Origin of the sequence: Bacillus sp. FSL R12-0074 (assembly GCF_038005725.1) — a bacterium.
Taxonomy (GTDB): Bacteria; Bacillota; Bacilli; order Bacillales; family Bacillaceae_G; genus Bacillus_A; species Bacillus_A mycoides.
Genome location: NZ_JBBOTR010000001.1, coordinates 307,008 through 333,739 on the forward strand (window position 1 = coordinate 307,008; position 26,732 = coordinate 333,739).

Annotated in this window: 24 protein-coding genes, 1 pseudogene and 1 riboswitch; of the genes and pseudogenes, 17 read left to right on the top strand and 8 right to left on the bottom strand. The window is 36.5% G+C overall.

Annotated features, from left to right (window positions below; translation table 11 throughout):
* The first annotated feature begins 15 nt into the window (after positions 1–15).
* Positions 16–1,287 (top strand): phosphoribosylamine--glycine ligase, encoded by a 1,272-nt coding sequence (gene purD, locus NSS97_RS01695; RefSeq protein ID WP_341111301.1) that lies wholly within the window; start codon positions 16–18, stop codon positions 1,285–1,287.
* Between the two features lie 36 nt (positions 1,288–1,323).
* Here the strand turns inward: purD and NSS97_RS01700 are convergent, their stop codons facing one another.
* The 3 genes from NSS97_RS01700 to NSS97_RS01710 form a co-directional block, all read right to left on the bottom strand.
* Positions 1,324–1,488 (bottom strand): toxin-antitoxin system HicB family antitoxin, encoded by a 165-nt coding sequence (locus NSS97_RS01700; RefSeq protein ID WP_001085171.1) that lies wholly within the window; start codon positions 1,486–1,488, stop codon positions 1,324–1,326.
* A gap of 15 nt (positions 1,489–1,503) precedes the next feature.
* Complete coding sequence (locus NSS97_RS01705) at positions 1,504–2,349, bottom strand: SPFH domain-containing protein (protein ID WP_341111303.1); 846 nt, start codon at positions 2,347–2,349, stop codon at positions 1,504–1,506.
* A 221-nt stretch (positions 2,350–2,570) separates the two neighbouring features.
* Complete coding sequence (locus NSS97_RS01710; protein WP_107887798.1) at positions 2,571–2,948, bottom strand: YgaP family membrane protein; 378 nt, start codon at positions 2,946–2,948, stop codon at positions 2,571–2,573.
* A gap of 325 nt (positions 2,949–3,273) precedes the next feature.
* Here NSS97_RS01710 and NSS97_RS01715 point away from each other — a divergent pair, with 325 nt between their 5' ends.
* The 6 genes from NSS97_RS01715 (at position 3,274) to pruA (ending at position 12,011) form a co-directional block, all read left to right on the top strand.
* Positions 3,274–3,963: a heptaprenylglyceryl phosphate synthase gene (locus tag NSS97_RS01715; RefSeq protein WP_002124878.1), complete on the top strand. Its 690-nt coding sequence runs from the start codon at positions 3,274–3,276 to the stop codon at positions 3,961–3,963.
* 12 nt (positions 3,964–3,975) lie between these two features.
* Entirely contained in the window at positions 3,976–6,207 is a 2,232-nt protein-coding gene (pcrA, locus tag NSS97_RS01720; RefSeq protein WP_060748969.1) for a DNA helicase PcrA, read from the top strand.
* Positions 6,208–6,222: 15 nt separating this feature from the next.
* The gene (ligA, locus tag NSS97_RS01725) at positions 6,223–8,232 is read left to right on the top strand and encodes an NAD-dependent DNA ligase LigA (protein ID WP_002010032.1); all 2,010 of its coding nucleotides are present in this window, start codon (positions 6,223–6,225) and stop codon (positions 8,230–8,232) included.
* 16 nt (positions 8,233–8,248) lie between these two features.
* Positions 8,249–9,445, top strand: a complete 1,197-nt coding sequence (locus NSS97_RS01730) for a CamS family sex pheromone protein (protein WP_341111306.1) — start codon at positions 8,249–8,251, stop codon at positions 9,443–9,445.
* 94 nt (positions 9,446–9,539) lie between these two features.
* Entirely contained in the window at positions 9,540–10,310 is a 771-nt protein-coding gene (locus NSS97_RS01735) for a TSUP family transporter (RefSeq protein WP_016128243.1), read from the top strand.
* Between the two features lie 153 nt (positions 10,311–10,463).
* Positions 10,464–12,011: an L-glutamate gamma-semialdehyde dehydrogenase gene (gene pruA, locus NSS97_RS01740; RefSeq protein WP_002029484.1), complete on the top strand. Its 1,548-nt coding sequence runs from the start codon at positions 10,464–10,466 to the stop codon at positions 12,009–12,011.
* 312 nt (positions 12,012–12,323) lie between these two features.
* Here the strand turns inward: pruA and NSS97_RS01745 are convergent, their stop codons facing one another.
* Positions 12,324–12,869: a cysteine hydrolase family protein gene (locus NSS97_RS01745; RefSeq protein ID WP_341111308.1), complete on the bottom strand. Its 546-nt coding sequence runs from the start codon at positions 12,867–12,869 to the stop codon at positions 12,324–12,326.
* 241 nt (positions 12,870–13,110) lie between these two features.
* A riboswitch (SAM riboswitch) is annotated at positions 13,111–13,215 on the top strand.
* 126 nt (positions 13,216–13,341) lie between these two features.
* Here NSS97_RS01745 and NSS97_RS01750 point away from each other — a divergent pair.
* Genes NSS97_RS01750 through NSS97_RS01760 form a run of 3 tightly spaced genes read left to right on the top strand, consistent with a single transcriptional unit; the run spans position 13,342 to position 15,892 of the window.
* Positions 13,342–14,361: a methionine ABC transporter ATP-binding protein gene (locus NSS97_RS01750; RefSeq protein WP_002010037.1), complete on the top strand. Its 1,020-nt coding sequence runs from the start codon at positions 13,342–13,344 to the stop codon at positions 14,359–14,361.
* Positions 14,351–15,016: a methionine ABC transporter permease gene (locus NSS97_RS01755; protein WP_002091343.1), complete on the top strand. Its 666-nt coding sequence runs from the start codon at positions 14,351–14,353 to the stop codon at positions 15,014–15,016. Before NSS97_RS01750 ends, NSS97_RS01755 begins: the two co-directional genes overlap by 11 nt.
* Before the next feature lie 21 nt (positions 15,017–15,037).
* Complete coding sequence (locus tag NSS97_RS01760; protein WP_002029488.1) at positions 15,038–15,892, top strand: MetQ/NlpA family ABC transporter substrate-binding protein; 855 nt, start codon at positions 15,038–15,040, stop codon at positions 15,890–15,892.
* A gap of 167 nt (positions 15,893–16,059) precedes the next feature.
* Here NSS97_RS01760 and NSS97_RS01765 read toward each other — a convergent pair whose 3' ends face one another.
* The 4 genes from NSS97_RS01765 to NSS97_RS01780 all read right to left on the bottom strand — a co-directional run bounded on the left by NSS97_RS01765 (position 16,060) and on the right by NSS97_RS01780 (position 18,530).
* A complete protein-coding gene (locus tag NSS97_RS01765; RefSeq protein ID WP_341111311.1) occupies positions 16,060–16,542 on the bottom strand; it encodes an HXXEE domain-containing protein in 483 nt (160 codons plus the stop codon).
* A gap of 63 nt (positions 16,543–16,605) precedes the next feature.
* Complete coding sequence (locus tag NSS97_RS01770) at positions 16,606–16,797, bottom strand: DUF3926 domain-containing protein (RefSeq protein WP_002091335.1); 192 nt, start codon at positions 16,795–16,797, stop codon at positions 16,606–16,608.
* On the bottom strand, positions 16,790–17,971 hold the full coding sequence (locus NSS97_RS01775) for an ArsA family ATPase (RefSeq protein ID WP_341111312.1): 1,182 nt from the start codon (positions 17,969–17,971) through the stop codon (positions 16,790–16,792). Before NSS97_RS01775 ends, NSS97_RS01770 begins: the two co-directional genes overlap by 8 nt.
* Positions 17,972–18,047: 76 nt before the next feature.
* Positions 18,048–18,530 (bottom strand): MarR family winged helix-turn-helix transcriptional regulator, encoded by a 483-nt coding sequence (locus NSS97_RS01780; protein ID WP_000942491.1) that lies wholly within the window; start codon positions 18,528–18,530, stop codon positions 18,048–18,050.
* A 230-nt stretch (positions 18,531–18,760) separates the two neighbouring features.
* Between NSS97_RS01780 and NSS97_RS01785 the strand changes: the two genes are divergently transcribed.
* From NSS97_RS01785 to NSS97_RS01815, 7 genes and pseudogenes are all read left to right on the top strand, one after another.
* Positions 18,761–18,997 carry a YiaA/YiaB family inner membrane protein gene (locus tag NSS97_RS01785; RefSeq protein WP_002029490.1) on the top strand — a complete coding sequence of 79 codons (237 nt, stop codon included), beginning with the start codon at positions 18,761–18,763 and terminating at the stop codon, positions 18,995–18,997.
* A gap of 141 nt (positions 18,998–19,138) precedes the next feature.
* Positions 19,139–19,429 carry an Asp-tRNA(Asn)/Glu-tRNA(Gln) amidotransferase subunit GatC gene (gene gatC / locus NSS97_RS01790; RefSeq protein ID WP_000086999.1) on the top strand — a complete coding sequence of 97 codons (291 nt, stop codon included), beginning with the start codon at positions 19,139–19,141 and terminating at the stop codon, positions 19,427–19,429.
* Positions 19,430–19,443: 14 nt separating this feature from the next.
* Positions 19,444–20,901 carry an Asp-tRNA(Asn)/Glu-tRNA(Gln) amidotransferase subunit GatA gene (gatA, locus tag NSS97_RS01795; protein ID WP_002010048.1) on the top strand — a complete coding sequence of 486 codons (1,458 nt, stop codon included), beginning with the start codon at positions 19,444–19,446 and terminating at the stop codon, positions 20,899–20,901.
* A 14-nt stretch (positions 20,902–20,915) separates the two neighbouring features.
* Positions 20,916–22,343 (top strand): Asp-tRNA(Asn)/Glu-tRNA(Gln) amidotransferase subunit GatB, encoded by a 1,428-nt coding sequence (gatB, locus tag NSS97_RS01800; protein ID WP_002010050.1) that lies wholly within the window; start codon positions 20,916–20,918, stop codon positions 22,341–22,343.
* Positions 22,344–22,901: 558 nt separating this feature from the next.
* Positions 22,902–23,807 (top strand): diacylglycerol kinase, encoded by a 906-nt coding sequence (locus NSS97_RS01805; protein ID WP_002010051.1) that lies wholly within the window; start codon positions 22,902–22,904, stop codon positions 23,805–23,807.
* A gap of 807 nt (positions 23,808–24,614) precedes the next feature.
* Positions 24,615–25,744, top strand: a pseudogene (locus tag NSS97_RS01810) (RNA-guided endonuclease InsQ/TnpB family protein).
* 147 nt (positions 25,745–25,891) lie between these two features.
* A complete protein-coding gene (locus tag NSS97_RS01815) occupies positions 25,892–26,638 on the top strand; it encodes an HAD family hydrolase (RefSeq protein ID WP_341111314.1) in 747 nt (248 codons plus the stop codon).
* The last annotated feature ends 94 nt before the right edge of the window (positions 26,639–26,732 follow it).

Consider the following 26,732-nt stretch of genomic DNA (forward strand, 5'->3'; position numbering starts at 1 on the left):
ATTGGGGGATGAAATATGAATGTTTTAGTAATTGGCCGCGGTGGGCGTGAGCATGCTTTAGCTTGGAAATTTGCACAATCTGAAAAGGTAGAAAAAGTATATGTAGCGCCAGGTAATGAAGGTATGCGAGATGTTGCAACACCAGTTGATATTGATGAGAATGATTTCGATGCATTAGTCTTATTTGCAAAAGAGAAGAATGTTGAATTAACTTTCGTTGGACCAGAGATTCCACTTATGAACGGAATCGTGGATCGTTTTAAGGAAGAGGGCCTTCGTGTATTTGGTCCTAATAAAGCAGCTGCTGTTATTGAAGGTAGTAAAGCTTTTACAAAAGAGCTTATGGAAAAGTATGATATTCCAACTGCGGCATATGAAACTTTTACAGACTATGAAGAAGCAGTAAAGTATATTCAAAAAGTTGGTGCACCGATTGTAATTAAGGCAGATGGTTTAGCTGCTGGTAAAGGTGTAACAGTAGCAATGACGCTTGAAGATGCATTACAAGCTGTGAAAGAAATGCTGCAAGATGTGAAATTCGGTGAAGCAAGCAAGAAGGTCGTTATTGAGGAGTTTCTAGATGGACAAGAATTTTCATTAATGGCATTCGTAAATGGAACAACCGTACATCCGATGGTAATTGCTCAAGATCATAAACGCGCTTTTGATGGGGATAAAGGTCCAAATACAGGTGGAATGGGTGCATATTCTCCAGTACCACAAATTCCAGAATCAGCAGTTCAAGAAGCGATTCAAACAGTATTATACCCAACTGCCAAGGCGATGATTGCAGAAAACCGTTCGTTTACAGGTATTTTATACGCAGGTCTTATTTTAACGAATGATGGTCCAAAGGTAATTGAATTTAATGCACGCTTTGGTGATCCTGAAACAGAAGTTGTATTACCTCGCTTAGAAAATGATTTAGTTGATGTATGCAACTCTGTGTTAGATGAAAGTGAACTAACTTTACAATGGTCAGAAGATGCTGTTATCGGTGTTGTACTTGCTTCTAAAGGATATCCAGAAGCGTATAAAAAAGGTGAAATTATTAACGGATTAGATGCACTGCAAGATGTGATTGTTTTCCATGCGGGGACAGTAATGAAACACGGTGATTTTGTAACAAACGGTGGCCGTGTATTATTTGTTGCTTGCAAGGCGAATAGTTTACAAGAAGCGAAAGATAAAGTATATAAAGAAATCGGTAAAATTGAGAGTGATGGTCTATTTTACCGAAGTGATATAGGATATCGTGCAATTGGGCATGAGATGATGAAAAGCTAATGTATAAAAAATCCCGCTGATTTCTCAGCGGGATTTTTATGCATCTTTATCTTTTTTTAATTTCCCTTTTTGCTTTGCCATTTCTCGAAGTAAATACTCGATGTGTGCATTGACGCTACGAAACTCATCATTCGCCCATTTTTCGATGACTGCGTGTAATTCAGGATCAATACGTAATGGAAAGCTTTTCTTTTTGGCCATAATCACTTACAACCTTTAGTATAGGCTTCCTGTATTAATAACTGGTTGCGCACCTTTATCTGAAACGATGGCAACTAATAAATTGTTCACCATATTTGCTTTACGCTCGTCATCGAGTTCCAGTACGCCTTCTTCATCTAACATATGGATTGAATCTTTCGCCATCTTCACAGCACCTTCAACAATCTCTTTTCTAGCAGCTAATACTGCTTTTGCTTGTTGACGCTGGAGCATTGCATGGGCAATTTCTGTTGCGTAAGCTAAATGTGTTAAACGAGTTTCTAATACTTCTACGCCAGCGATTTCAAGTCGTGCTTCTAACTCACGCTTTAATTCTTCAGAGATCTCTTCAGTATTTCCTCGTAACGTGATGCAAGATTCATCTTGGAAATTATCATAAGGATATTTTGTAGCAACGTGGCGGATTGCTGTTTCACTTTGAATTTCTACGAATCGATCGTAATGCTCAACACCAAACATTGCTTTTGCGGAATCAACAACTTTATATACGATAACGGCTGCAATTTCAATTGGATTGCCCTCAACATCGTTTACTTTTAATTTCTTACTGTTAAAGTTTTCAACACGTAAAGATACAGTTTGACGAAAAGCGAATGGAATTGTTAAAAATAAACCATTTTGACGAATTGTTCCTAAATAACTACCGAAGAACGTAATAACTTTCGCTTGATTCGGTTGAACGATACCGATACCTGTAGCTAAAACAGATGCTAATATGAGAGCTAAAATAGCTATTACAAACATTTCTTGTACAAGGCAAAATACACCGATAGCGGCTAAAACTAAAATTCCAATAACGCCGAGAAATCCATTAACATAAAATACTTGTTTTTCTTTCATATGATCGCCTCCTTGATATAAAAATGATATCATTTTTATATCATTACATGCAAGAGGGTTACACCTAATTTTCTGAATTTTATTGTTTGATATCTTTTATGTACGTTTTAAGGGTGAAAAACGAGAATGTACGTTCTGTTTCGTGGTAAAATAAAGAAGACTTAGCTGCCCACTGCAGCAGCTAAGTCCCTTTGAGAGCATCTTGCATCGTGACAAATGATTCAAAGCGGTTTTGCCAGGATTAATTCTTCAATCGCTGACTCAATCTCTTTGTCAGAAGTGTCATAACTTCCATCTGACTTTGGCTTGTCATGACTGGAAGCTGAATTAACTTCTTCTTTATTATGTCCTTTTTCAGTGAAATTCATGCTAGGCATTTTAAATGCGCTCATATTCATATATTTTCCAAACTTACAGGCTTCAACAATAGGGCAGAAACGAACGATTCCCTCCGCAATTTTCATGGCACCAATCCATAGCAAAACTTTAGACCAAGTGCACCAAGGTTTACGTACGAGTTTAGCTGTACTACAACCGAAGAGGATGAGTCCGAGTGTAATTCGAATTAGAGCACTAATTGTGCCGATGTTTTGCTTCATTAGAAAAACACTCCTTTTTAATTAACTTCGAAATAGAAAATACTATTTCATTTGTTAGTATTCCGTATAAGTTTTTTGATATGTAATCCAACATTTGACGTTGAAAAAGATGTTGGATTGGGCGTGTGTGTAGGTAGTTTTTTTTGTTATAATGAAAGAATGCGTAAAAGGAAGTTCAAAAAGTCCGGTAAAGATAGCTGTCGCATTTCATCGTTGCATACGCCAGTCCGGTAAAGATATAGCAAGGAATGTAAAAAATCTTGATAAAAATTAACTGTTATTTTGAACAGAAATTATATAACTAGAGAAAAGAAAGGGTGTTTTCATGTACGATATTTCCAAATGGAAACATGTATTTAAGCTTGATCCAAATAAGGAGTTAAGTGACGAACATTTAGAAATGATTTGTGAATCTGGAACGGATGCTGTTATTGTAGGCGGAAGTGATGGAGTGACAATTGATAACGTATTACACATGCTAGTTAGCATTCGTAGATATGCAGTGCCTTGTGTGTTAGAGGTTTCTGATGTGGAGGCAATTACACCAGGATTTGATTTTTATTACATCCCAAGTGTTTTAAATAGCCGAAAAGTAGAATGGGTAACAGGTGTTCATCATGAGGCATTGAAAGAATTTGGGGATATTATGGACTGGGACGAAATTTACATGGAAGGGTATTGTGTTTTAAACCCAGAAGCGAAAGTAGCCCAGCTTACAGATGCAAAATGTGATTTAACAGAAGATGATGTTATTGCATATGCGCGTTTAGCAGACAAGCTATTACATTTACCGATATTCTATTTAGAATATAGCGGGACGTATGGAGACATTGAGCTTGTTAAAAATGTAAAAGCAGAATTGAAACAAGCTAAGCTATATTATGGCGGTGGTATTTCTAATGCAGAACAAGCGAAAGAAATGGCACAGTATGCTGATACAGTAGTTGTTGGAAATATTATTTATGATGATATAAAATCGGCATTAAAAACAGTTAAAGCAGTAAAAGGAGAGTAGGTGCAGGCACATATGAGTACGACAGATAAGTTATTAAATGGTTTAAATCCGCAGCAACAAAAAGCAGTACAAACAACAAATGGAGCACTTCTATTAATGGCAGGCGCAGGTAGTGGGAAAACACGTGTGTTAACACACCGTATTGCATATTTACTTGGTGAAAAAGGTGTGGCGCCATGGAATGTACTAGCAATTACCTTTACAAATAAAGCTGCTCGTGAAATGCGTGAGCGTATTGATAAACTTGTTGGACCAGAAGCAGAAGATATTTGGATTTCTACGTTCCACTCTATGTGCGTACGTATTTTACGACGTGATATTGACCGCATTGGTATTAATCGTAACTTTACAATCTTAGATTCAGGTGATCAGTTAACTGTAGTAAAAAAAATTATGAAGGAGCGCAATATTGACCCGAAGAAGTTTGAGCCGCGCTCTATTTTAGCGGGTATTAGCAATGCGAAAAATGAACTGTTATCTGCAGATAAATATGCAAAAAAAATTACAACCGCTGATCCATATGAAAAATTAACGAGCGATGTATATACAGAATATCAAAAACGTCTTTTGAAAAATAACTCATTAGACTTTGATGATTTAATTATGACGACGATTCAGCTATTTGAACGTGTTCCAGAAGTACTAGAGTTTTATCAGCGTAAATTCCAATATATTCACGTTGATGAGTATCAAGATACGAACAAAGCTCAGTACCTTCTTGTTAAACATTTGGCATCACGTTTTAAAAACCTTTGTGTTGTTGGTGATTCGGATCAGTCTATTTACCGCTGGCGCGGGGCTGACATTTCTAACATTTTGTCATTCGAAAAAGACTATGAGAATGCACAAGTTATTCTGTTAGAACAAAACTATCGTTCATCACAAAATATTTTAAATGCAGCTAATGCTGTAATTGAAAAAAATTCAAACCGTAAACCGAAGAAATTATGGACAGAAAATCAAATTGGAAGCAAAATCTCGTATTATCGTGCTGCAACCGAAAAGGACGAAGCGTATTTTGTTGCGAAAAAAATTCGTGACGATATTCAAATGGGGAACCGAAAATATACTGATTTTGCAGTGTTATATCGTACAAATGCCCAGTCTCGTATGATTGAGGAGATTTTCCTAAAATCTAATATCCCTTACAAAATTGTCGGCGGTACTAAGTTCTATGATCGTAAAGAGATTAAAGACATTTTGGCGTACTTACGTTTAATTGGGAATCCAGATGATGAGATTAGTTTTGCACGTATTATTAACATGCCAAAGCGCGGGATTGGTGCGACTTCTATCGATAAAATTATTAATTATGGTGTGCAAAACGGAATCTCATTAACTGCTGTATTTGATGAGATTGAGCATGTTGGTGTAAGTGCAAAAATAACAAAAGCAGTAAAAGAATTCGCAAGTTTATTACACAACTGGGTAAATATGCAAGAGTATTTATCTGTTACAGAATTAGTAGAAGAAGTTATTGAAAAGACAGGCTATCGCGATATGCTGAAAAATGAGCGATCTTTAGAAGCAGAAGGTCGTTTAGAAAACTTAGACGAGTTTTTATCTGTTACACAAACATTTGAATCCCAAAGCGAAGATAAGAGCCTTGTTGCATTCTTAACAGACTTAGCTCTTGTTGCTGATATTGATCGTGTAGATGAAGATCCAACTGCTGGTGAAGAAGTTATTTTAATGACGATGCACTCAGCAAAAGGATTAGAGTTCCCAGTTGTCTTTATTGTTGGCTTAGAGGAAGGGATATTCCCGCATACTCGTTCTCTTATGGAAGAGGATGAAATGCAAGAAGAGCGTCGTCTTGCCTATGTAGGTATTACTCGTGCAGAAGAAGAGCTATACTTATCCAATGCTCAAATGCGTACTTTATTTGGTAGAACAAGTATGAATGCAGCATCTCGATTTATTACAGAAATTCCGGCAGAATTAGTAGAACCATTAAACGAAACAGCACCGAAGCGTGAAACTTCGTTTGGTGCAAAGGGAAGAACGACAAGCGCAACTACAACACGTTCTCGTTCAGCTTTCGCGCGTCCGGCTGTTAAGACGACAGGTGGCGAGCAAATTGGCTGGGGAATAGGCGATAAAGCAGCTCACCAGAAGTGGGGAGTCGGTACAGTTGTAAGTGTAAAGGGTGAAGGTGATTCAAAAGAATTAGATATTGCATTCCCAAGCCCAATTGGTATTAAACGTTTATTAGCAAAATTTGCACCTGTGACGAAACAATAGGAAAGGACTGAGGATATGTCAAAAGAGATAGCCAAAAAACGTATAGAAGAACTGCGTGATTTGTTAAATACATTTAACTATCAATATCACGTATTAGACAATCCTTCTGTTTCTGATGCGGAATATGACCGTGATATGCAGGAGCTTATAAAATTAGAAGCAGAGAACCCAGAGTTTATGAGTGAAGACTCTCCCTCCATTCGCGTTGGGGGGACTGTTCTTGATATATTTGAAAAGGTAACGCATAAATCACCAATGTTAAGTTTAGGAAACGCGTTTAATGAAGGAGATTTGCGTGATTTTGATCGAAGAGTACATCAGGGAATTGATGATGCGAATGTAAGATATATATGCGAATTAAAAATTGACGGACTTGCTGTTTCACTTCATTATGAAAAAGGGCGCTTCATTCAAGGAGCAACACGTGGTGATGGTATAACGGGTGAAGATATTACCCAAAACTTAAAAACGATTAAAGCTATCCCGCTGCGTTTAAATGAAGAAGTAACGTTAGAAGCACGAGGCGAGGCTTATATGCCGAAGCGTTCATTCGTTAAATTAAATGAAGAAAAAGAGCAAAATGGTGAAGATGTATTTGCGAATCCACGTAATGCGGCAGCAGGATCGATACGCCAACTTGATCCGAAAATTGCAGCGAAGCGTAACTTATCTATGTTTGTGTATGGTCTTGCTAATGTAGAAGAAAAAACAATTCCATCCCACAGTGAATCACTGGATTTCTTAGGTGAGCTTGGATTTAAGACGAATCCAAATCGTCGTACATGTGAAACAATTGAAGACGTAATAGCCTATGTAGAAGAGTGGCAAGAAAAACGCCCGCATCTTGATTATGAGATTGACGGAATCGTTATAAAAGTAGACGATGTTGCTATTCAAGAAAGCTTAGGAACTACAGCAAAGAGTCCAAGATGGGCAATAGCTTATAAATTCCCAGCTGAAGAAGTTGTGACGAGATTAACAGGGATTGAATTAAGTGTCGGCCGCACAGGAGTTGTAACACCAACTGCAGAGCTCGAGCCAGTTAGAGTGGCTGGTACTATCGTTCGTCGTGCTTCTTTACATAACGAAGATTTAATTCGTGAAAAGGATATTCGAATTGGTGACTACGTTGTTGTGAAAAAGGCTGGAGATATTATTCCTGAAGTTGTGAACGTTATTTTTGATAAGCGTACTGGTGAGGAAGAAGAATATCATATGCCAACGCATTGTCCAGCATGTGAGAGTGAACTTGTTCGTTTAGAAGAAGAAGTAGCACTTCGATGTATAAATCCGACTTGCCCAGCTCAAATTCGTGAAGGATTAATCCATTTCGTTTCAAGAAATGCAATGAATATTGATGGACTTGGAGAACGTGTAATTACACAACTCTTTGATGCGGATTATATTCGTACGTTTGCTGATTTATATTCATTGACGAAAGAGCAATTATTAGAACTAGAACGTTTCGGTGAAAAATCAGCAACAAATTTAGTCCAAGCAATTGAGAATTCTAAGGAAAACTCATTAGAGCGATTATTATTCGGTCTTGGTATTCGTCATGTCGGTGCGAAAGCGGCACGTACATTTGCTGAGCATTTCGAAACGATGGATGAGCTTGTGAAAGCGACGGAAGAAGAATTAAAAACAATTAATGAGATTGGTGAAAAAATGGCTCAATCCGTTGTAACGTATTTCGATAATGAAGACGTATTAGAGCTATTACAACAATTTAAAGAGTATGGCGTGAACATGGCATACAAAGGTATAAAAATTGCTGATTTACAAAATGTTGAATCGTACTTCGCAGGAAAAACTGTCGTCTTAACAGGGAAATTAGAAGTTATGGGCCGCAGTGAAGCGAAGAAGAAAATTGAGGCATTAGGTGGAAAAGTAACAGGAAGTGTTAGTAAAAGTACGGATTTACTTGTTGCTGGTGAAGCTGCAGGCTCGAAATTAGCGCAAGCAGAGAAGCACAATGTTGAAGTTTGGAATGAAGAGAGGTTCTTACAAGAGCTGAATAAGTAAGAGGTGCAAACTTACGATGAAAAAAATAGCGTTAGCGGTATTAAGTCTTAGCCTACTTGTAAGTGGGTGTAGTATGGGTTCCAATAAAGATGAAAAAGCAGTTGAGAAATCGGGGAAAGCGAAAGAACAGGCAGTTATCCCGAAATACTCCATTTCGGATGAATATTATAAGACAACGGTTCAATTTGATCCAGGTAAGGCACGTGGTTTAGTTGTACAAGGTTTAAATAGTCGTCTAGATGTAGATGAATTTGAAACAGGATTAATGCGCATTGCCAAAGAATCGTTTAGTACGAAAGATTATTTCTTTAAAGGCGGAAAGTTTCTAGAGGCTCAAGATATACAAATGCTTGTAAAAAGAAAGCGTACAGATGCTGAACAAAAAGAGCTAGAGGATAAGTTGAAAAAAGATGCAGTTAAATTTCCGAATGTAGGGTTGAATCCAGCCTTAAGTGAAGGATCAGAATCGCTAGAAGTAAAGAATAAAAAAAGTCCAATGTATATCTCAAATATTTTAGAACATGACTACTACGTACAAAAAGGTGGGAACGATGCTGAACCTGATGGCATTGTAATTGGATTAGCGATGAATTCTGTTCAATATTATGAGGAAGAGCATGGTTATCCGCGTGAGGCTAAAATCGAGCAAGAAAAAATGTTAGCTGAAGGGAAAAAAATGGCCCAAGAAATCTTGAAAGTAATACAGCAAAAAAAGCCTGAAATAAAAAATATTCCGGTTACATTTGCGATTTATCGTCAAGGTCCAAAGTCTTCGCTTGTACCAGGGAATTTTGTTTCTTATGCTAAGGTAGAAAAAGGTAGTGAAACGGTTGAGGATTGGAAACCAATCAATGAGAAATATTATTTGTTCCCGTCTGAACAAGCAAAAGCGGATAATAAACGTGAAGACCTTGCAAGGGTGTCAAACTTTAAAGCGAAGTTAAGTGAGTATTTCCAAGGCGATTATACAGCTGTTATCGGTACTGGAATGTATAGAGATGATGAATTAAAAGAAATGAAGCTCGATATTCCTGTCCAATTCAATGGGAAAGCTGAAGTGATTGGTTTTACACAATATGTAGCTGGACTTGTTATGGAATACTTCCCGAACTATATGAAAGTACAAGTAACAATTAAATCTGTAGAACGTCCAGAAGCAATTATTATACGTGAAGCGAAGCAAGATGAACCATTTGTGAAAATTTTAGATTAAAGATGAGAGCTGTTCCATAAAGGAACAGCTTTTTTTCTTGAAAAATTTTGTTATAATTTTAAATGTTACAAATAAAGGGGTAAGGGGCAAAGTCATGGAAGAACTAAGCTTTCAAGTCATTATTTTATTAATTGCATTCGGGTTTTTAGCTGCTTTTATTGATTCGGTTGTTGGAGGAGGAGGGTTAATTTCGCTTCCTGCACTTATGTTTGTTGGTTTATCACCAGCTTCGGCAATCGCAACGAATAAATTAGCTGCAACGATGGGGACGCTTACGAGTACAATTTATTTTATTCGATCAGGCAAGGTGGATTTTCGGATTGTAGGAAAGTTAATCCCGTTAACTATTATTGGAGCAGTCGCAGGGGCTTTAGTAGTAAAGTTTATTCCGCCTGATATTTTGCGTCCACTAGTGCTCGTAATGTTGGTTTTTATTGCCATTTATATTATTGCGAAAAAAGATTGGGGAAGTGCATCTACCTATAAAAAGATGACAAAAGGAAAAACATTAATGTTTTTCTTTGTTATTTTAATGATAGGATTTTATGATGGATTTTTTGGACCAGGGACAGGATCCTTTTTAATTTTTGCATTTTTATTAATTGGTTTGGATTTTATTCAAGCGGCAGCATCTGGAAAACTTTTGAACTTCGTTAGTAATATCGTATCTTTAATTACTTTTTTATTTTTAGATGTGATTCATTTTGAATACGGTATAATTATGGGCTTATCAATGATTTTAGGTGCTTATTTTGGATCGAAGTTTGCGGTTCAAAAAGGTGTTGGATATGTAAGGACTTTATTTTTATTAGTTACTATTTTATTAATCGGGAAAAATGTTTTGGAATATACTCATATTTTGTAGATTCATACGTATGTATGAATCTCTTTTTTTTATTATATTTTAAAAATTTATTAATTTTTAAAATATAAGTCTAGGAATATTTGAATAAATCTAAATTATCGTGTAGAATAATGTTGTAAAATGTAAACGTTTTTCTAAGGGGAGGCTAAAAAGATGGTAGTAGCATACAAACATGAGCCATTTACAGATTTTTCAGTAGAGGCTAACAAATTAGCGTTTGAAGAGGGTTTAAAGAAAGTAGAATCTTATCTTGGACAAGACTATCCATTAATTATCGGGGGAGAAAAAATCACTACAGAAGACAAAATTGTTTCTGTAAACCCTGCAAATAAAGAGGAACTTGTTGGTCGTGTTTCAAAAGCAAGCCGTGAATTAGCTGAAAAAGCAATGCAAGTAGCGGATGCAACATTCCAAACTTGGAGAAAGTCAAAACCAGAAATGCGTGCAGATATTTTATTCCGTGCTGCAGCAATCGTTCGTCGTAGAAAACATGAGTTCTCTGCTATTCTTGTAAAAGAAGCAGGTAAACCATGGAATGAGGCAGATGCTGATACAGCAGAAGCAATCGATTTTATGGAATATTATGCTCGTCAAATGTTGAAATTAAAAGACGGTATTCCAGTAGAAAGCCGTCCAATTGAATATAATCGTTTCTCTTACATTCCATTAGGAGTAGGTGTTATCATTTCTCCTTGGAATTTCCCATTCGCAATTATGGCAGGTATGACAACAGCTGCTGTAGTTTCTGGTAACACAGTATTACTAAAACCAGCTAGTACAACTCCTGTAGTAGCAGCGAAATTTATGGAAGTATTAGAAGAAGCTGGTTTACCAGCTGGCGTAGTAAACTTCGTTCCAGGTAATGGTTCTGAAGTTGGTGACTATTTAGTAGATCACCCTCGTACACGTTTCGTTAGCTTCACTGGATCTCGCGATGTAGGTATTCGTATTTACGAACGTGCAGCAAAAGTAAACCCGGGACAAATTTGGTTAAAACGTGTTATCGCTGAAATGGGCGGTAAAGATACAATCGTTGTTGATAAAGAGGCAGATCTTGAATTAGCAGCTAAATCTATCGTTGCATCAGCATTCGGATTCTCAGGACAAAAATGTTCTGCATGTTCTCGTGCAGTAATCCATGAAGATGTATACGATCATGTATTAAATCGTGCTGTTGAATTAACAAAAGAATTAACAGTAGGTAACCCAGATGCAAAAGATATTAACATGGGACCTGTTAATGACCAAGCTGCATTCGATAAAGTAATGAGCTATGTTGCAATTGGTAAGGAAGAAGGTAAAATCGTATCAGGTGGCGAAGGAGACGATTCTAAAGGCTGGTTCATCCAACCAACAATCGTTGCTGACGTTGCAGAAGATGCTCGCTTAATGAAAGAAGAAATCTTCGGACCAGTAGTAGCATTCTGTAAAGCAAAAGACTTTGATCATGCACTTGCAATTGCAAACAATACAGAATACGGTTTAACAGGAGCAGTTCTTTCTAACAACCGTGACCATATTGAAAAAGCACGCGAAGACTTCCACGTTGGTAATTTATACTTCAACCGTGGATGTACTGGTGCAATCGTAGGTTACCAACCATTCGGTGGCTTTAACATGTCTGGTACAGACTCTAAAGCTGGTGGCCCTGACTACTTAGCACTTCACATGCAAGCAAAAACTACTTCTGAAACTTTATAAGAAATAGTAGAAAAGATCTTCACAGACTGTGAAGATCTTTTCTTTTTGAGAAATTCTCTATAATAGAAGCTAGTTAATTTCAATCAAGAAAAGATTTCCAAATATTACTATTTGTTCTTTTGGATTAGTTAAACCCTATTAATATCGGGATAAACATGAAAATAGAAACAAAACAGCGAGAAAAATTGACTTATTAGTCATATTTTTTAGTATTCATTTTGAAGATTTCCTGTATAATACAATTTGAAAGAAAATCTATGGTTAGACAAGAGAACACTCCTTTCGGCTTTGCTAACTGAAAGGAGTGTTTTTTTAGGTCGCTAAAAACTCTTCTGTACTCATTATATTTGCGTATACTCCATTTAAACTCGCCAAAATTGTATTATGAATATAAACAGCTGGTATAGTAGCATTCTTAAATGAAAGATCTTTTGTAGCACAAGCATCGTGTATTACGGTACAGTGAAGGCCAAAATCAAAAGCAGCTCTTACTGTAGCATCAATACACATATGGGTCATCATCCCGCATATTACGACGTGCTCAATTCCTGAACGTTGTAATTGTTCTAGAAGATCAGTTTCTCGGAAGCTATTTGGATAATGTTTAAGGATAACGGTTTCCTCTCTAAGTGGACGGACATTTTCGTGAATATGGACACCTTCTGTATTGGGTAGGAAAAAAGTAGCGCTATCTTTTATAGCTACATGTTGGATATGAAAAATAGGTTCGTTTCTTATTCTAAAATGTTGTAGTAGCTGACTAGCATATTCACTTGCTGCTACTGGATTACGTAATTCCATCATTCCGCTTGGAAAATAATCATTTTGAATGTCGACGAGCAAAAGAGCTGTTTTCATATATCTATCTTCCTCCGATTTCATATTCAAATAATGTTATTCAATGAGTAGAGAAGATTCTCCTTTTTAAAAGTATGAGTGAGAAGGATTTTACATAACTTTAAAAATCACTATTGTATTGTTACTTCTTATTTTAAAATTCAAATAGAGAAATAATTAATATTTTTCCGAAAAATGTATTGACTCTCATTATTCTGAGTTCTATAATAAGACTTAATTAAACGACAATTAAATCGATACACTCTTATCCAGAGAGGTGGAGGGACTGGCCCTACGATACCTCAGCAACGGGTTTTTTAATACCGTGCTAACTCCAGCAAGCCTATAAAGGCTTGGAAGATGAGAAGATGTGAATGAGTACATATAAAAGTGCTCTCCTTCTTATCTTTTATTACTGATAAGGAGGAGAGCACTTTTTATTTTACCTCGAAAGCTCTACTTCAAGTTTTTACAGCATATAGGAGGGAAGAAAATGATTTCTTTTAACAATGTAAGTAAAGTATATGAATCAGGTGGGCAATCTGTTCATGCGGTTGAGGATGTAACGCTGTCAGTTGAAAAGGGCGAAATTTTTGGCATTATCGGATTTAGTGGTGCTGGAAAGAGTACGCTATTACGTTTAGTAAATATGTTAGAAAGACCAACTGCAGGAACAATTTCAATAGATGATAAAGATATTACATCATTATCGGCGAAAGAATTACGGACACTAAGACAAAGGATTGGGATGATTTTCCAAAGTTTCAATCTATTTAATTCAAGAACGGTGTTTGGGAACATTGCTTATCCATTAAGGTTAGCGAAATTGCCGAAGAATGAGATAAAAGAAAGAGTGAATGAACTACTAAAATTTGTTGGTTTAGAAGATAAAGCGAACTATTATCCAGAACAGTTATCAGGTGGGCAAAAGCAGCGTGTTGGGATTGCAAGAGCACTTGCGACATCACCCGATATTCTCATATGTGATGAGGCAACATCAGCTTTAGATCCGGAAACAACAACAGAAATCTTAAATTTATTAAAGAAAGTAAATAGAGAGTACAATTTAACGATTCTACTTATTACACATGAAATGCACGTTGTGAAAGAAATTTGTCACCGTGTAGCCGTTATGGAAAAAGGAAAAGTAATTGAAGAAGGAAAACTGTTTGACGTTTTCACACAACCAAAAACAAAGACAACTCAAAATTTTGTACGCTCTGTTATTAATGATCACTTACCAGAAAGTGTTCTAGCGAAAATTCAAAACGGAGGTCAGATTTATCGCCTGACTTTTACTGGGGAAGAGACAGGGCAGCCTGTACTATCATATATTGCGAAAAACTATAACGTCGATGTAAATGTTCTTTATGGAAATATTATTGAACTCCAAAATGTGCTATTTGGAAATCTTCTTGTAGAACTACAAGGTGAACAGAAAGAAATTCAAAAAGCATTACAACATCTAAGACTGCAAGTGCAGCTGAAGGAGGTAGAAGCTCATGCGAGTTGATTGGAGTATATTTTGGCCTCGCATATTAGATGCGACGGGGGATACCCTCTTAATGGTAATTGTAACCCTTATATTCGCTACAATTCTCGGTATACCTCTAGGTTTACTGTTGTATGTAACGAGAAAAGGAAATTTTTTAGAAAATAAATGGGTCTTTTCTATTCTTAATATCATAATTAATACAATTCGTCCGGTTCCATTCATTATCTTTTTAGTAGCTTTAAGCCCACTAACAAGAAGTGTTATTGGAACGACGATTGGAACGGCTGCAGCAATCTTCCCAATGACGTTAGTTGCATCAATTGGTATTGCTAGAATGGTTGAAACCAATCTTGTTTCTGTTCCGAAAGGAGTAATTGAAGCAGCACAAGCAATGGGCGCTTCACCACTTAGAATTGTTTTTGAAATCCTCGTACCAGAAGCTTTAGCACCATTGATCCTAGGTGTCACGTTTATGACGGTCGGTTTAATTGAATTTTCTGCAGTCGCAGGACTTGTCGGTGGTGGCGGTCTTGGTGACTTAGCAATGACATATGGTTATCAACGCTTTGATACGTCAGTTATGTTTGTAACGGTCGTTTTACTTATTATTCTTGTACAGGTGGCTCAAAATTTAGGGAACTACTTTGCGAAAGTCTTTTTACGCAGATCATAAAAAGGAAGAGGGGAAAAGAAAATGAAGAAAATTTTAGCATTTGCATTATCAGCGATCGTAGGAATTACAGCATTAAGCGGCTGCTCAGGTGGAGACACAGGTGCAGGAGCGAAAGAGAAAGTAGTTCGCGTCGGTGTAACTGGAACAGATGGAGACGTTTGGGAAATTTTAAAGAAAAAAGCTGAAAAAGAAGGGATTAAAATTAAACTGGTTGAGTTCTCTGATTACACAACACCCAACAAAGCGTTAGCTGATGGAGATATTGAACTAAACTCATTCCAGCACATTGCTTTCTTAGAGCAATTTAAAAAGGAGCATAAGTTAGATATTACAGCTGTTGGTACAACGCAAATTGCACCGATGGGCTTATACTCTGAAAAATATAAGAAAGCAAATGAAATCCCAGATGGTTCGGAAATTGCTATTCCGAATGATCCAACGAACCAAGCACGTGCATTAAAACTTCTTGATGCAGCTGGATTATTAAAGCTTAAGAAAGATTTTGGTCTATTTGGGGATCCAAGCGGTATCGCTGAAAATCCAAAGAAGCTAAAAGTTACACCGGTTATCGCACAGCAAACACCTCGTGTGTTAAAAGATGTAGCGGCTTCAGTTATTAATAACGGTGTTGCTGGTCAAGCTGGATTAGACCCAGCGAAGGATCCAATTTTCTTAGAAGATCCAAATAATGAAAATGCAAAGGCCTATATTAATATTTTCGCAGCTCGTACGAAAGATAAAAATGATCCAACACTGAAAAAAGTAATTGAGTTATACCATTCAAAAGAAGTAACAGATGCAATTAAGAAAGAAACAAATGATGGTTCAATTTCAGTAGATCTTTCACTTGATGAGCTTGAAAAAATCGTAAAGTAATTATTGAGTTTAACGACTAACAGTAGGAACCCCTCCGCTGTTAGCTCGTTCAACATATAATCTACTTAACAAACAAAACCCTAATTCTGTACCTTCTAATTTTGTATAACATAGAATCCAATGTTTGTTAAGTAGAGTGATGGACCAGGAGTTTTCCTGGTCTTTTTTTAATTAAAGCAGCTGGCTAATAATAAGGAAATCCAAATTATGATTGGGTAAGAGATTAAACTAAAAATGAGTGTACTTGCTAATTTCTTTTTAGGGATTAATAGTTTCTTTGATGAAAATAAGAAAAGAGAAAATAGGATAATGATAGATGCTGAGATTACTCCTGGATTATAAGAACGATAAATGAAATACAAGATAATATGCTGAACGGCGTTAAAGAAGATACAGCCCTGTATAAAAATGATCAAATAAATAGAAGATATGATGCTTAATTGATATAGAATGACTATGAGTAAGACGAGGGTTGTTAATATGGAAATTGCAATGAAAAATTGTTTGTTAGTTATAAAATGGATCGAAAATCGATTAGCGATATATTGTGGCATTTGGAAAGCTTCTTCAAGGTTATGAAAAAAGAATAGAAGGGGGATTAGCCAGATTGTATTAGTGGTGAAATGTCTTGTTGAAGGTGTTTTAATCAACTTATATCAGCTCCAATAAAGGGATAGAAAGCCTATAAGAAAAGGCTTTCTACAAGGGTATGGTTATTCAATTATGATGCTTTTTAAATTACTCTCAGGTTGCGGTTGTTCTTCAGCATAAGAGGAGAGCTCCTCTTGCAAAATATTTAGTGCGTGCTTAGCTGATTGCTGAATCGGATTCGGTAGCTCTTCTAATATACGCATACCGATTTTTATTTTTGTACGAATTACCTTTCTTAGTAATTCATCATGCATGTACTACACCTCCAAACCGAATGTTTAGTACATCATCTTCAAACTTAGCTCCTTGAATAGAAAGGTGTGTTAATGTTTTTGGTAAGGTGATATTTCGCTTCATAGAGCCGGCTCGAATAATAAGTTCATCACCTTTTTGATTTAATGAAAGTTCACTTTTGTTTGAGAAGGGAATGGACAGAACGAAAATATACTCATCGCCATCTTTTTTTACATATTGTGTGCGGCCATTAAATTTCACTTCAGTAGGGGAAGGGTCTGATTTAAATAAAGCATTTCCTACACGCTCTAACATAGGTAAACCAACAACTTCTTGTTCAAACATGGGAGCATCGTAAATAGGAAGTGGCTGAAAACTATCTTTAATTAACGCCTTATATTTCTTTTGTGTATCTTTCCATGCCTGAAAGTAAGGGTCGGTAACAGTGTTAGGGATGACGCGGTTAATCATAATGGCATCTACGTTATAATCGTATAAGTTTAAATAAGTAAAACTACGCTGAGCTTCTTTAATGACCATTTTTTCAGGATTTACAACAACGCGAATACTCGTTACTTCTCGGTTTGATAAAATATCTCTCATTTCTCCAAGTTGTTCAAGCGTATTCGTTAATTCGTCCATAATATCATCAGTTGGAAGGGGGACACCAAGAAGTGGTTGAGCTACAGGACGAACAACTTTTAAAATCTTCCTTTTAATAGGAAAGAGTTTTTCCATCCACCAGCCGAGCATGTCTGGAAAGCTAAGCATTGCTAAAGTTTCTCCAGTCGGTGCGCAATCAATAATGATGACGTCGTAAGTGTTGTGTTTATAGTAATCGAGTACTCGAAGTAAGCTAATTAAATCTTCCATACCAGGGAACATCGTTAATTCTTCTGTTGTAATATCATCAGCTGCTTTGGAAGTGAAGAGTAGTGTAATATATTTCTGCAATTTCCCCCAGCCTTTTTCCATTTCATAAATAGTGTTAATTTCTTGTGCCCACAAGTTTTCGCGAATTTCTAGTGGCTCAGAAGATAGTTTTATGCCAAATGAATCCCCTAAACTATGAGCAGGATCTGTACTCATTACTAATGTTTTTAATCCTTGTTTTGCACTTTGGATTGCTGTTGCTGCTGAAATGCTAGTTTTTCCAACGCCGCCTTTACCTGTATACAGAATAATTCTCATCATTAATATCCCCTTTGTTTCGAATGTCGAATATTACGAGTGTCGAAATATTTAATTGAATAAAAACCCAACTAGGGTCTTATTCAATCGGAATGTTTTTCATTTTAGGTGTAGAAACCTTTTCTTCTGTTTTTTGCTGTGACGTAGCAATGTGATTCATGATCTTTTGGAATATTTGTAGTAAGAATGCTTTTTCTTCTTCTGACAATGCATCTGTCACTAGGCTAAAGTAATGGGCCGCATTTTGTTTTACTTCTTGAACGAGCATTACGCCGTTTTCTGTTAAACGAATTAATACAATGCGTCGATCGCTTTCATTCCGGTAGCGTTCAATATATCCCTTTTTTACAAGGCGATTTACAACGCCCGTTGTTGTACTCATCGGTATATCAAGAAGATCAGCGATTTTTGTCATTGTAATATCCGTATTTCGCTCCATCCAAAGTAAACAAAATACTTCTGTCTTGGAAAGTGTTAAATCAAGGCTTACCCATTCTTCAGGATAGAAAAGTTTCTTGGCGTTATCTAGCAGTAAGTCTAAAAAATGTTCATATTGCAACAATTATTTCCACTCCCGTATATTTCGAGGTTCGTAATATTTGTTTTTATTTTATGTGGAATTGAAATAAATGTCAATGTTTTTAACTGTTTTTTCAGATTAGAAAGAAAATTATCTTCAAAATAGAAATTTTTTGTGATAGATTAATAAATAGAAAAATGATTTTACATAAAAACCCATTGTGATAAATATATTTATCTATAATAGGTGTACAGCTAACGAGGGGGAGAACGATGAGAAGACGAAATACGCAAGCGTTCACGTTTTTAGCATGGACTTCATTTGTTTGTGCGCTTTCAGGAATGCTAATTGGGATTTACACGTTAGATGAAACGCTTAGTGTAAAAGGGTACTATTTAATCGGAACATTATTTTTAACGATGTCTTGTTTTGTATTACAAAAAACAATTCGTGATAATGAGGAAGATAATGAAAGATTTCCGAAAAATAAATCGTTAGATAAAGAGTAAATTGTAAAGAAAGGCACTTGCCTTTCTTTTTTTATGTAAAAATGCCGTAAGTGCCGTGTGTTGACTTGCTTGAAGTACTGAAAATTTGGTATCATCAATAGTATTGTAGATTGAACGATATATTATGGAGGTGGCCTAGCCGTGTCAAGAATTTCCGTTGAGAATGTAAAGCACGTAGCACATTTAGCACGTCTTGCAATTACTGATCAAGAAGCAGAAAAATTTCAAAAACAACTAGATGCAATTGTTACATTTGCAGAACAGTTAAATGAATTAGATACAACTGATGTAAAACCAACAACTCATGTATTAACTATGAAAAATGTTATGCGTGAAGATGTGCCAGAAAAAGGTTTACCAGTAGAAGAAGTATTAAAAAATGCACCGGATCACAAAGATAATCAAATCCGTGTTCCAGCAGTATTAGAATAGAGGAGGGAATTTCGATGTCATTATTTGATCATTCTGTATCAGAGTTACATAAGAAGTTAAACAACAAAGAAATTTCCGTTACGGATTTAGTAGAAGAATCTTACAAACGTATTTCGGATGTTGAAGATAACGTAAAAGCTTTTCTTACATTAGATGAAGAAAATGCACGCGCGAAAGCGAAAGAATTAGATGCAAAGATTGGTGCTGAGGATAATGGTTTATTATTCGGTATGCCAATTGGTGTAAAAGATAACATTGTAACTAACGGTCTTCGTACAACTTGTGCGAGCAAAATATTAGCAAACTTCGATCCAATTTACGATGCGACAGTTGTACAAAAGCTAAAAGCTGCTGACACAGTTACAATCGGTAAATTAAATATGGACGAGTTCGCAATGGGTTCTTCAAATGAAAACTCAGGCTTCTACGCTACAAAAAATCCATGGAACTTAGATTACGTTCCAGGCGGATCTAGTGGTGGTTCTGCAGCAGCAGTAGCAGCAGGAGAAGTATTATTCTCTCTAGGTTCTGATACGGGTGGTTCTATCCGTCAGCCAGCTGCATATTGTGGCGTTGTAGGTTTAAAACCAACTTACGGACGCGTATCTCGTTACGGATTAGTAGCATTCGCATCTTCACTTGACCAAATCGGACCGATTACACGTACAGTAGAAGACAATGCATACTTATTACAAGCTATTTCAGGTATTGACCGTATGGATGCAACTTCTGCAAACGTTGAAGTAGGAAACTACTTAGCTGGTTTAACAGGTGATGTTAAAGGTTTACGTATTGCTGTACCAAAAGAATACTTAGGCGAAGGTGTTGGCGAAGAAGCTCGTGAGTCAGTACTAGCTGCTTTAAAAGTATTAGAAGGTATGGGCGCAACTTGGGAGGAAGTATCTCTTCCGCACTCTAAATACGCTCTAGCAACGTATTACTTATTATCTTCTTCTGAAGCATCTGCGAACCTTTCACGCTTTGATGGCGTACGTTACGGTGTTCGTTCTGATAATGTAAATAACTTATTAGATCTTTACAAAAACACACGTAGCGAAGGTTTCGGTGATGAAGTAAAACGTCGTATTATGCTTGGTACATTTGCTCTTAGCTCTGGTTACTATGATGCATATTACAAAAAAGCACAACAAGTACGTACATTAATTAAAAATGACTTTGAAAATGTATTTGCTAACTACGATGTTATTATTGGACCAACAACGCCAACTCCAGCATTTAAAGTGGGCGAAAAAGTGGACGATCCAATGACAATGTATGCAAATGACATTTTAACAATTCCAGTAAACTTAGCGGGTGTTCCAGCGATTTCTGTTCCATGTGGATTCGGTGCTAACAACATGCCACTTGGTCTACAAATCATTGGTAAACACTTCGATGAAACGACGATTTACCGCGTTGCACATGCGTTTGAGCAAGCAACAGACTATCATACAAAAAAAGCAAGTCTGTAAGGAGGCGAGCATAGATGAATTTAGAAACAATTATTGGTTTAGAGGTTCACGTTGAGTTAAAAACAAATTCGAAAATTTTCTCTGCGAGTCCAACAGAATTCGGAGCGGAGCCAAATACACAAACAAGTGTAATTGACTTAGGATACCCAGGGGTACTTCCTACTTTAAATAAGGAAGCAGTTAACTTTGCAATGAAAGCCGCAATGGCATTAAACTGTGAAATCGCAACGGAAACGAAGTTCGACCGTAAAAACTATTTCTACCCAGATAATCCGAAAGCTTACCAAATCTCTCAATTTGATAAGCCAATTGGTGAAAATGGTTGGATTGAAATCGAAGTAGACGGTAAAAAGAAACGTATCGGTATTACACGTCTTCATTTAGAAGAAGATGCTGGTAAATCAACGCATGCAGCTGACGGTTCATTAGTAGACTACAACCGTCAAGGTATGCCTTTAATCGAGATCGTATCTGAGCCAGATATGCGTACTCCAGAAGAAGCATATGCGTACTTAGAGAAGTTAAAATCAATCATTCAATATACAGGTGTATCTGATTGTAAGATGGAAGAAGGTTCTCTTCGTTGTGATGCGAATATTTCACTTCGTCCAGTTGGACAAGAGAAGTTCGGTACAAAAGCAGAACTGAAAAACTTAAACTCTTTCACTTACGTGCAAAAAGGTCTTGAGCATGAGCAAGTGCGCCAAGAAAAAGAATTATTATCTGGTGGTATCATCCAACAAGAAACACGTCGTTATGATGAAGCAACGAAGAAAACAATCTTAATGCGTATAAAAGAAGGATCTGACGATTACCGTTACTTCCCAGAGCCAGACTTAGTTGAACTTTACATCGACGATGAGTGGAAAGAAGAAATTCGTGCTTCTATTCCAGAACTTCCAGATGCACGTAAAGCTCGCTATGTTGAAGAAGTTGGCTTACCAGCTTATGATGCGCATGTATTGACATTAACGAAAGAGATGTCTGATTTCTTTGAAGCAACAGTTGCAGACGGTGCTGATGCGAAATTAACATCAAACTGGTTAATGGGTGAAGTACTTGCATACTTAAACAAACAACAAAAAGAATTAAAAGACGTTGCATTAACGCCAGCTGGCTTAGCTAAAATGGTTCAATTAATTGAAAAAGGTACAATTTCTTCTAAAATCGCGAAGAAAGTATTTAATGAATTAATTGAAAAAGGTGGAGACCCAGAAGAAATCGTTAAAGCGAAAGGTCTGGTTCAAATTTCTGACGAAGGAACACTTCGTAAGGTTGTAACAGAAATTCTTGATAATAATGAGCAATCTATTGAAGACTTTAAAAACGGTAAAGACCGTGCAATTGGCTTCTTAGTTGGTCAAATTATGAAAGCTACAAAAGGACAAGCAAATCCACCGCTTGTTAATAAAATCTTACTTGAAGAGATTAATAAGCGCTAAAAAAAGAGAAGAATTCTTATTTTTGAACGCTAAAATAGTATAGATTCTTAAAGATTAAACAGAAAAAACACCCGTATTTGGGTGTTTTTTCTGAGTTAATCAAACGTTTGTTTAAATGGTGAAAAATAATTTAAACAAACGTTTGATTAACTGTCAAAAGTGAAAAAATGTTTGTATAGCAACTATGGTATGATAGTTGCAAAAAGGTGGGAATAATGATAAATCTAGACATAGAGAGTTTTTTCATCTCATGAAATAATAGATAATTATTATTCATTATATGTAAATTGATGTGAGAGAATGGATAGACATAAAGTGAAACTTTAATCAGTGGGAGTTTTACTGCCTGTTAATGCGGGATAAATTTCTTGGTTAAATAAAGCAAAACTATCAGGAGTGAATAGTTACTTTTGATGGGCTACACGAATCGGGTTCTTACTGCCTGTTTGAGCGGAATTAAAGAAGGATAGGAAGATGAGAGGAGGTAAGCATAGGGATACTGAATAAGGGTTCGGTGTATTCGTTTTTCAATGAATAAGGAATTTCCTGTGCTAATAAATGATGAAGCGAGCAAGAATTATTTATAATCCTACTTCTGGGCGCGAGCTATTTAAGAAGAGCTTACCAGAAGTATTACAAAAATTAGAACAAGCTGGATATGAAGCGTCTTGTCATGCGACAACTGGTCCTGGAGATGCGACTGTGGCAGCGAGGCAAGCTGCGGATCGTAAGTTTGATGTTGTTATCGCAGCTGGTGGTGATGGTACATTAAATGAAGTAGTGAACGGTTTAGTAGGACATGAGCATCGTCCAAAGTTTGGAATTATTCCAGTTGGAACGACAAATGATTTTGCGCGTGCGATCGGTGTACCTCGTGTTATTGAAGAGGCTGCGGATATTATTTGTGAAGGAACAACGGTACCGTTAGATCTTGGTAGAGCGAATGATACATATTTCATTAATATCGCAGGTGGCGGCCGTATTACAGAATTAACATATGAAGTACCAAGCAAGCTAAAAACGGTATTAGGCCAACTTGCTTACTATTTAAAAGGAATCGAAATGTTACCATCATTACATCCAACATATGTTGAAATTGAGTATGATGGGAAGTTGCTACAAGAAGAAATTACGATGTTTTTAATTACGAATACTCGTTCAGTTGGTGGATTCGAAAAAGTAGCACCATATGCATCGATTAATGATGGCTTATTTGATTTATTAGTACTGAAAAAAGGTTCTATCGCTGACTTAATTAAAGCAGCAACACAAGCGCAGCGTGGGGAACATATTAACAATCCGAAAGTACTATATACACAAGCGAATCGTATTAAAGTGCATTCACCTGATAAATTAATGATCAACTTAGATGGTGAATATGGCGGAGATGCACCGATGGAATTCGAAAATATATATCATTGTCTGGAACTATTTGTTCCTGAACATCAAGAGGATGCCCTGTAAAGGCATCCTTTTTATTATATAGAGGAATTGTAAATTGGAAGTTAGTTTGATTTTTATGGTATTTTTACAATTCGTTTATGTTATATCCATACTTTATTGATACACTGGAGGAGATAAGAAACGAGAGGTAGGGTAACTAACTGTTACGATTTATTTAACCAATTATAACTAAAGTTAATTAAATATATCAGTAAGCCCTGCTAGTCAAGTGATTGGCTAGTAGTGAGGGTTAACTGCGGGCAATCCCTAAAGCTGATTGAACTACAACGTGGCTAGAAATGGTGAGCGTGAATGTTGCGAAAGCAGAAAAAATCAATCAGATCGTGCAAGGTTAAAACCTAAACACTAGAACAATGGGTCTTCCGCCTCGAATCATCTAAGTCAAAATTGATAAGATGAACGTTCAACGACTATCTCGTATAACTGACGAGAGTACACCACAAGCCTATGGTGGTGGAAAAATCCTCTATCTCTAAGTAGATAAACATATAGTCTGCGCTCATGTGAAAACATGAGAAGTTCATAAGAGAACTGGCTAAGGAATTGCGCCCTTAGTTGAACGAGATAAATTTAATTAAATCTATCAAGTCTCATTGAATCTACCGAATCTATGCATTATGGTAAATGCAATGAGGTGAGAATAATAATGAAATTTTTACGAGTTAGTCAAGTATCGGAATTAACAGGTTTGTATCCTAGTAGTCTTAGGAGAATGCTGATGGAACACGCTACTATTCAGAAGAACAAATCTTTCATTATCTGAAAGGTGAGTGCCGAATAATCGCACAGTAAAGGAGTTAAATTCTGATGATATTGGCGAAGAAAGTCAGACTGATTCCAACGCCTGAACAAGAAAAAGTGCTTAGAAACCATGCTGGTGCTTCAAGATTTGCTTATAACTATTGTAAAAGAATGAGTGATAGATACTATAAGCTATTTGGAAAATCTGTTTCACAGTTAGCTTTACAGAAACGATTTACAAAGATCAAGAAGCGAAAGCGATATGAGTGGTTAAATGACATCAACGCACAAGTTCCCAAACAGGCTTCAAAAGATTTTGATACGGCGAGGAAACATTCGTTCAAAAAGTACAAAAATGGTTATCACACTTCTTATAAATCTAAAAAAGATTTAATCCAAGGATTTTATGCCAATTATGAAAGACTGATTATAGGAAAGAAAGTAGTTGATATTCAGTCCATTGGAGAAGTAAAAACAAGCCAACAACTACCAAGAAACAAAAAACCATCCAATCCAAGAGTTACATTTGATGGTCGTCACTGGTGGATTAGTGTAGGGTTCCAAGAAGACTTTGAATCACAAGAACTAACAAATGAGTCGATTGGTGTGGATGTTGGTTTAAAAGAGCTGTTTGTAGCTTCTAATGGTACGAAAGAACGAAATATAAACAAAGATGCCAAGGTGAAAAAACTTTTGAAAAGGAAAAAGTCAGCGCAAAGAGATATGTCTAGGAGATTTAAAAAAGGTGTAAAAATTCAATCCGCAGGATATGAAAAAGCAAAAACCGAACACCTTCGGTTATCTAGGAAAATTATGAATATCCGAAATAACCATATCCATCAAGCAACAGCTAAATTGGTGAAAACCAAACCAATGAGGATTGTTGTGGAAGACTTACTTATCTCAAACCTGTTAAAAAACAAAAACTATCGAAAGCATTTTCATTTCAAAAATTAAACTTCTTCTTTCAATGTTTATCATACAAGTGCGAGAAGTATGGCATTGAGTATGTAAAAGCTGATAAATGGTTCGCCTCAAGCAAGATTTGCTCATGTTGCGGAGTAAAATACGACCATTCAGTTCAACCAGAAGGACAGTGGAGTTTAAAGATTCGTGAATGGTGTTGTGTTGGGTGCAATAGCCATCACGATAGGGATGTAAATGCTTCGATAAATTTATCAAGATGGGTAAAATAAAAGCTTGATAATATGAGGTAACGATACTGCCTCGTGTGGAGTGTTATACCCCTCGTCCCTTCGGGGTTGCGAGAACACGATGAAGCACTAACTTGTGTAAATTTGATTGAATTGTATAGATTTAGTTAAGTTTATCGTATCGGTGCTATGGAGAAGGTAAAAGCAATACTATTTGATAAAGATGGGACATTAATGGATTTTCATTCAATTTGGATAAAAGTAGCTGAAGAGCTTGTTGCAGAATGTATAAATTTATATCAATTACCAGAATCAATGCAGCAGACTTTATTAAAAGAGATTGGCGTAGATGGAGCATTTGTTCATCCGCGTAGTGCGCTCGCTGCTGGAACGAGTCTTGATGTGGCCAAGGGGCTTTGTAAGCATATTGCATCATCTAGAGAAGAAGAGATGCATCAATGGGTGAGTGAAAAGTTGTTTGCTCTTATGTACGAGCATCGTTCACATATGAGAATGACGGCAGATTTACCGAAAGTTTTACAAGCGTTAAAGGATAGAGGGTTTATTCTAGGTGTCGTTACAGCTGATGATTTCGCGCCGACAGAATTATTTTTAAAGCAATATCAATTGGAAGCTTTTTTTGATTGTGTTATAGCTTCAGATACATTTCCAGCACAGAAGCCAGATAAAAAAATTGTAGAATCATTTTGTGAGAGATTTAATTTAGAGACATGTGAAGTAGCAGTCATTGGGGATACACCGACGGATTTACATTTAGCGAAAAATGGTGGCGACTGTTATGCGATTGGCGTACTATCTGGTACGGGTGATCGTCAAACGTTAGAACCACTTGCAGATTTAGTATTACAATCTGTTGAAGATTTAATTTCTCATTCAGGTGAGTTTATTTGGGAACAAGGAAAGTCTAATGTATAAATGAATAAGTCTATAAGGACTCTATATGAGTCTTTATAGACTTATTTTTTTATGCCGAGATAGTAAGAGAATGGGATGAATACTAGAAAGAAGA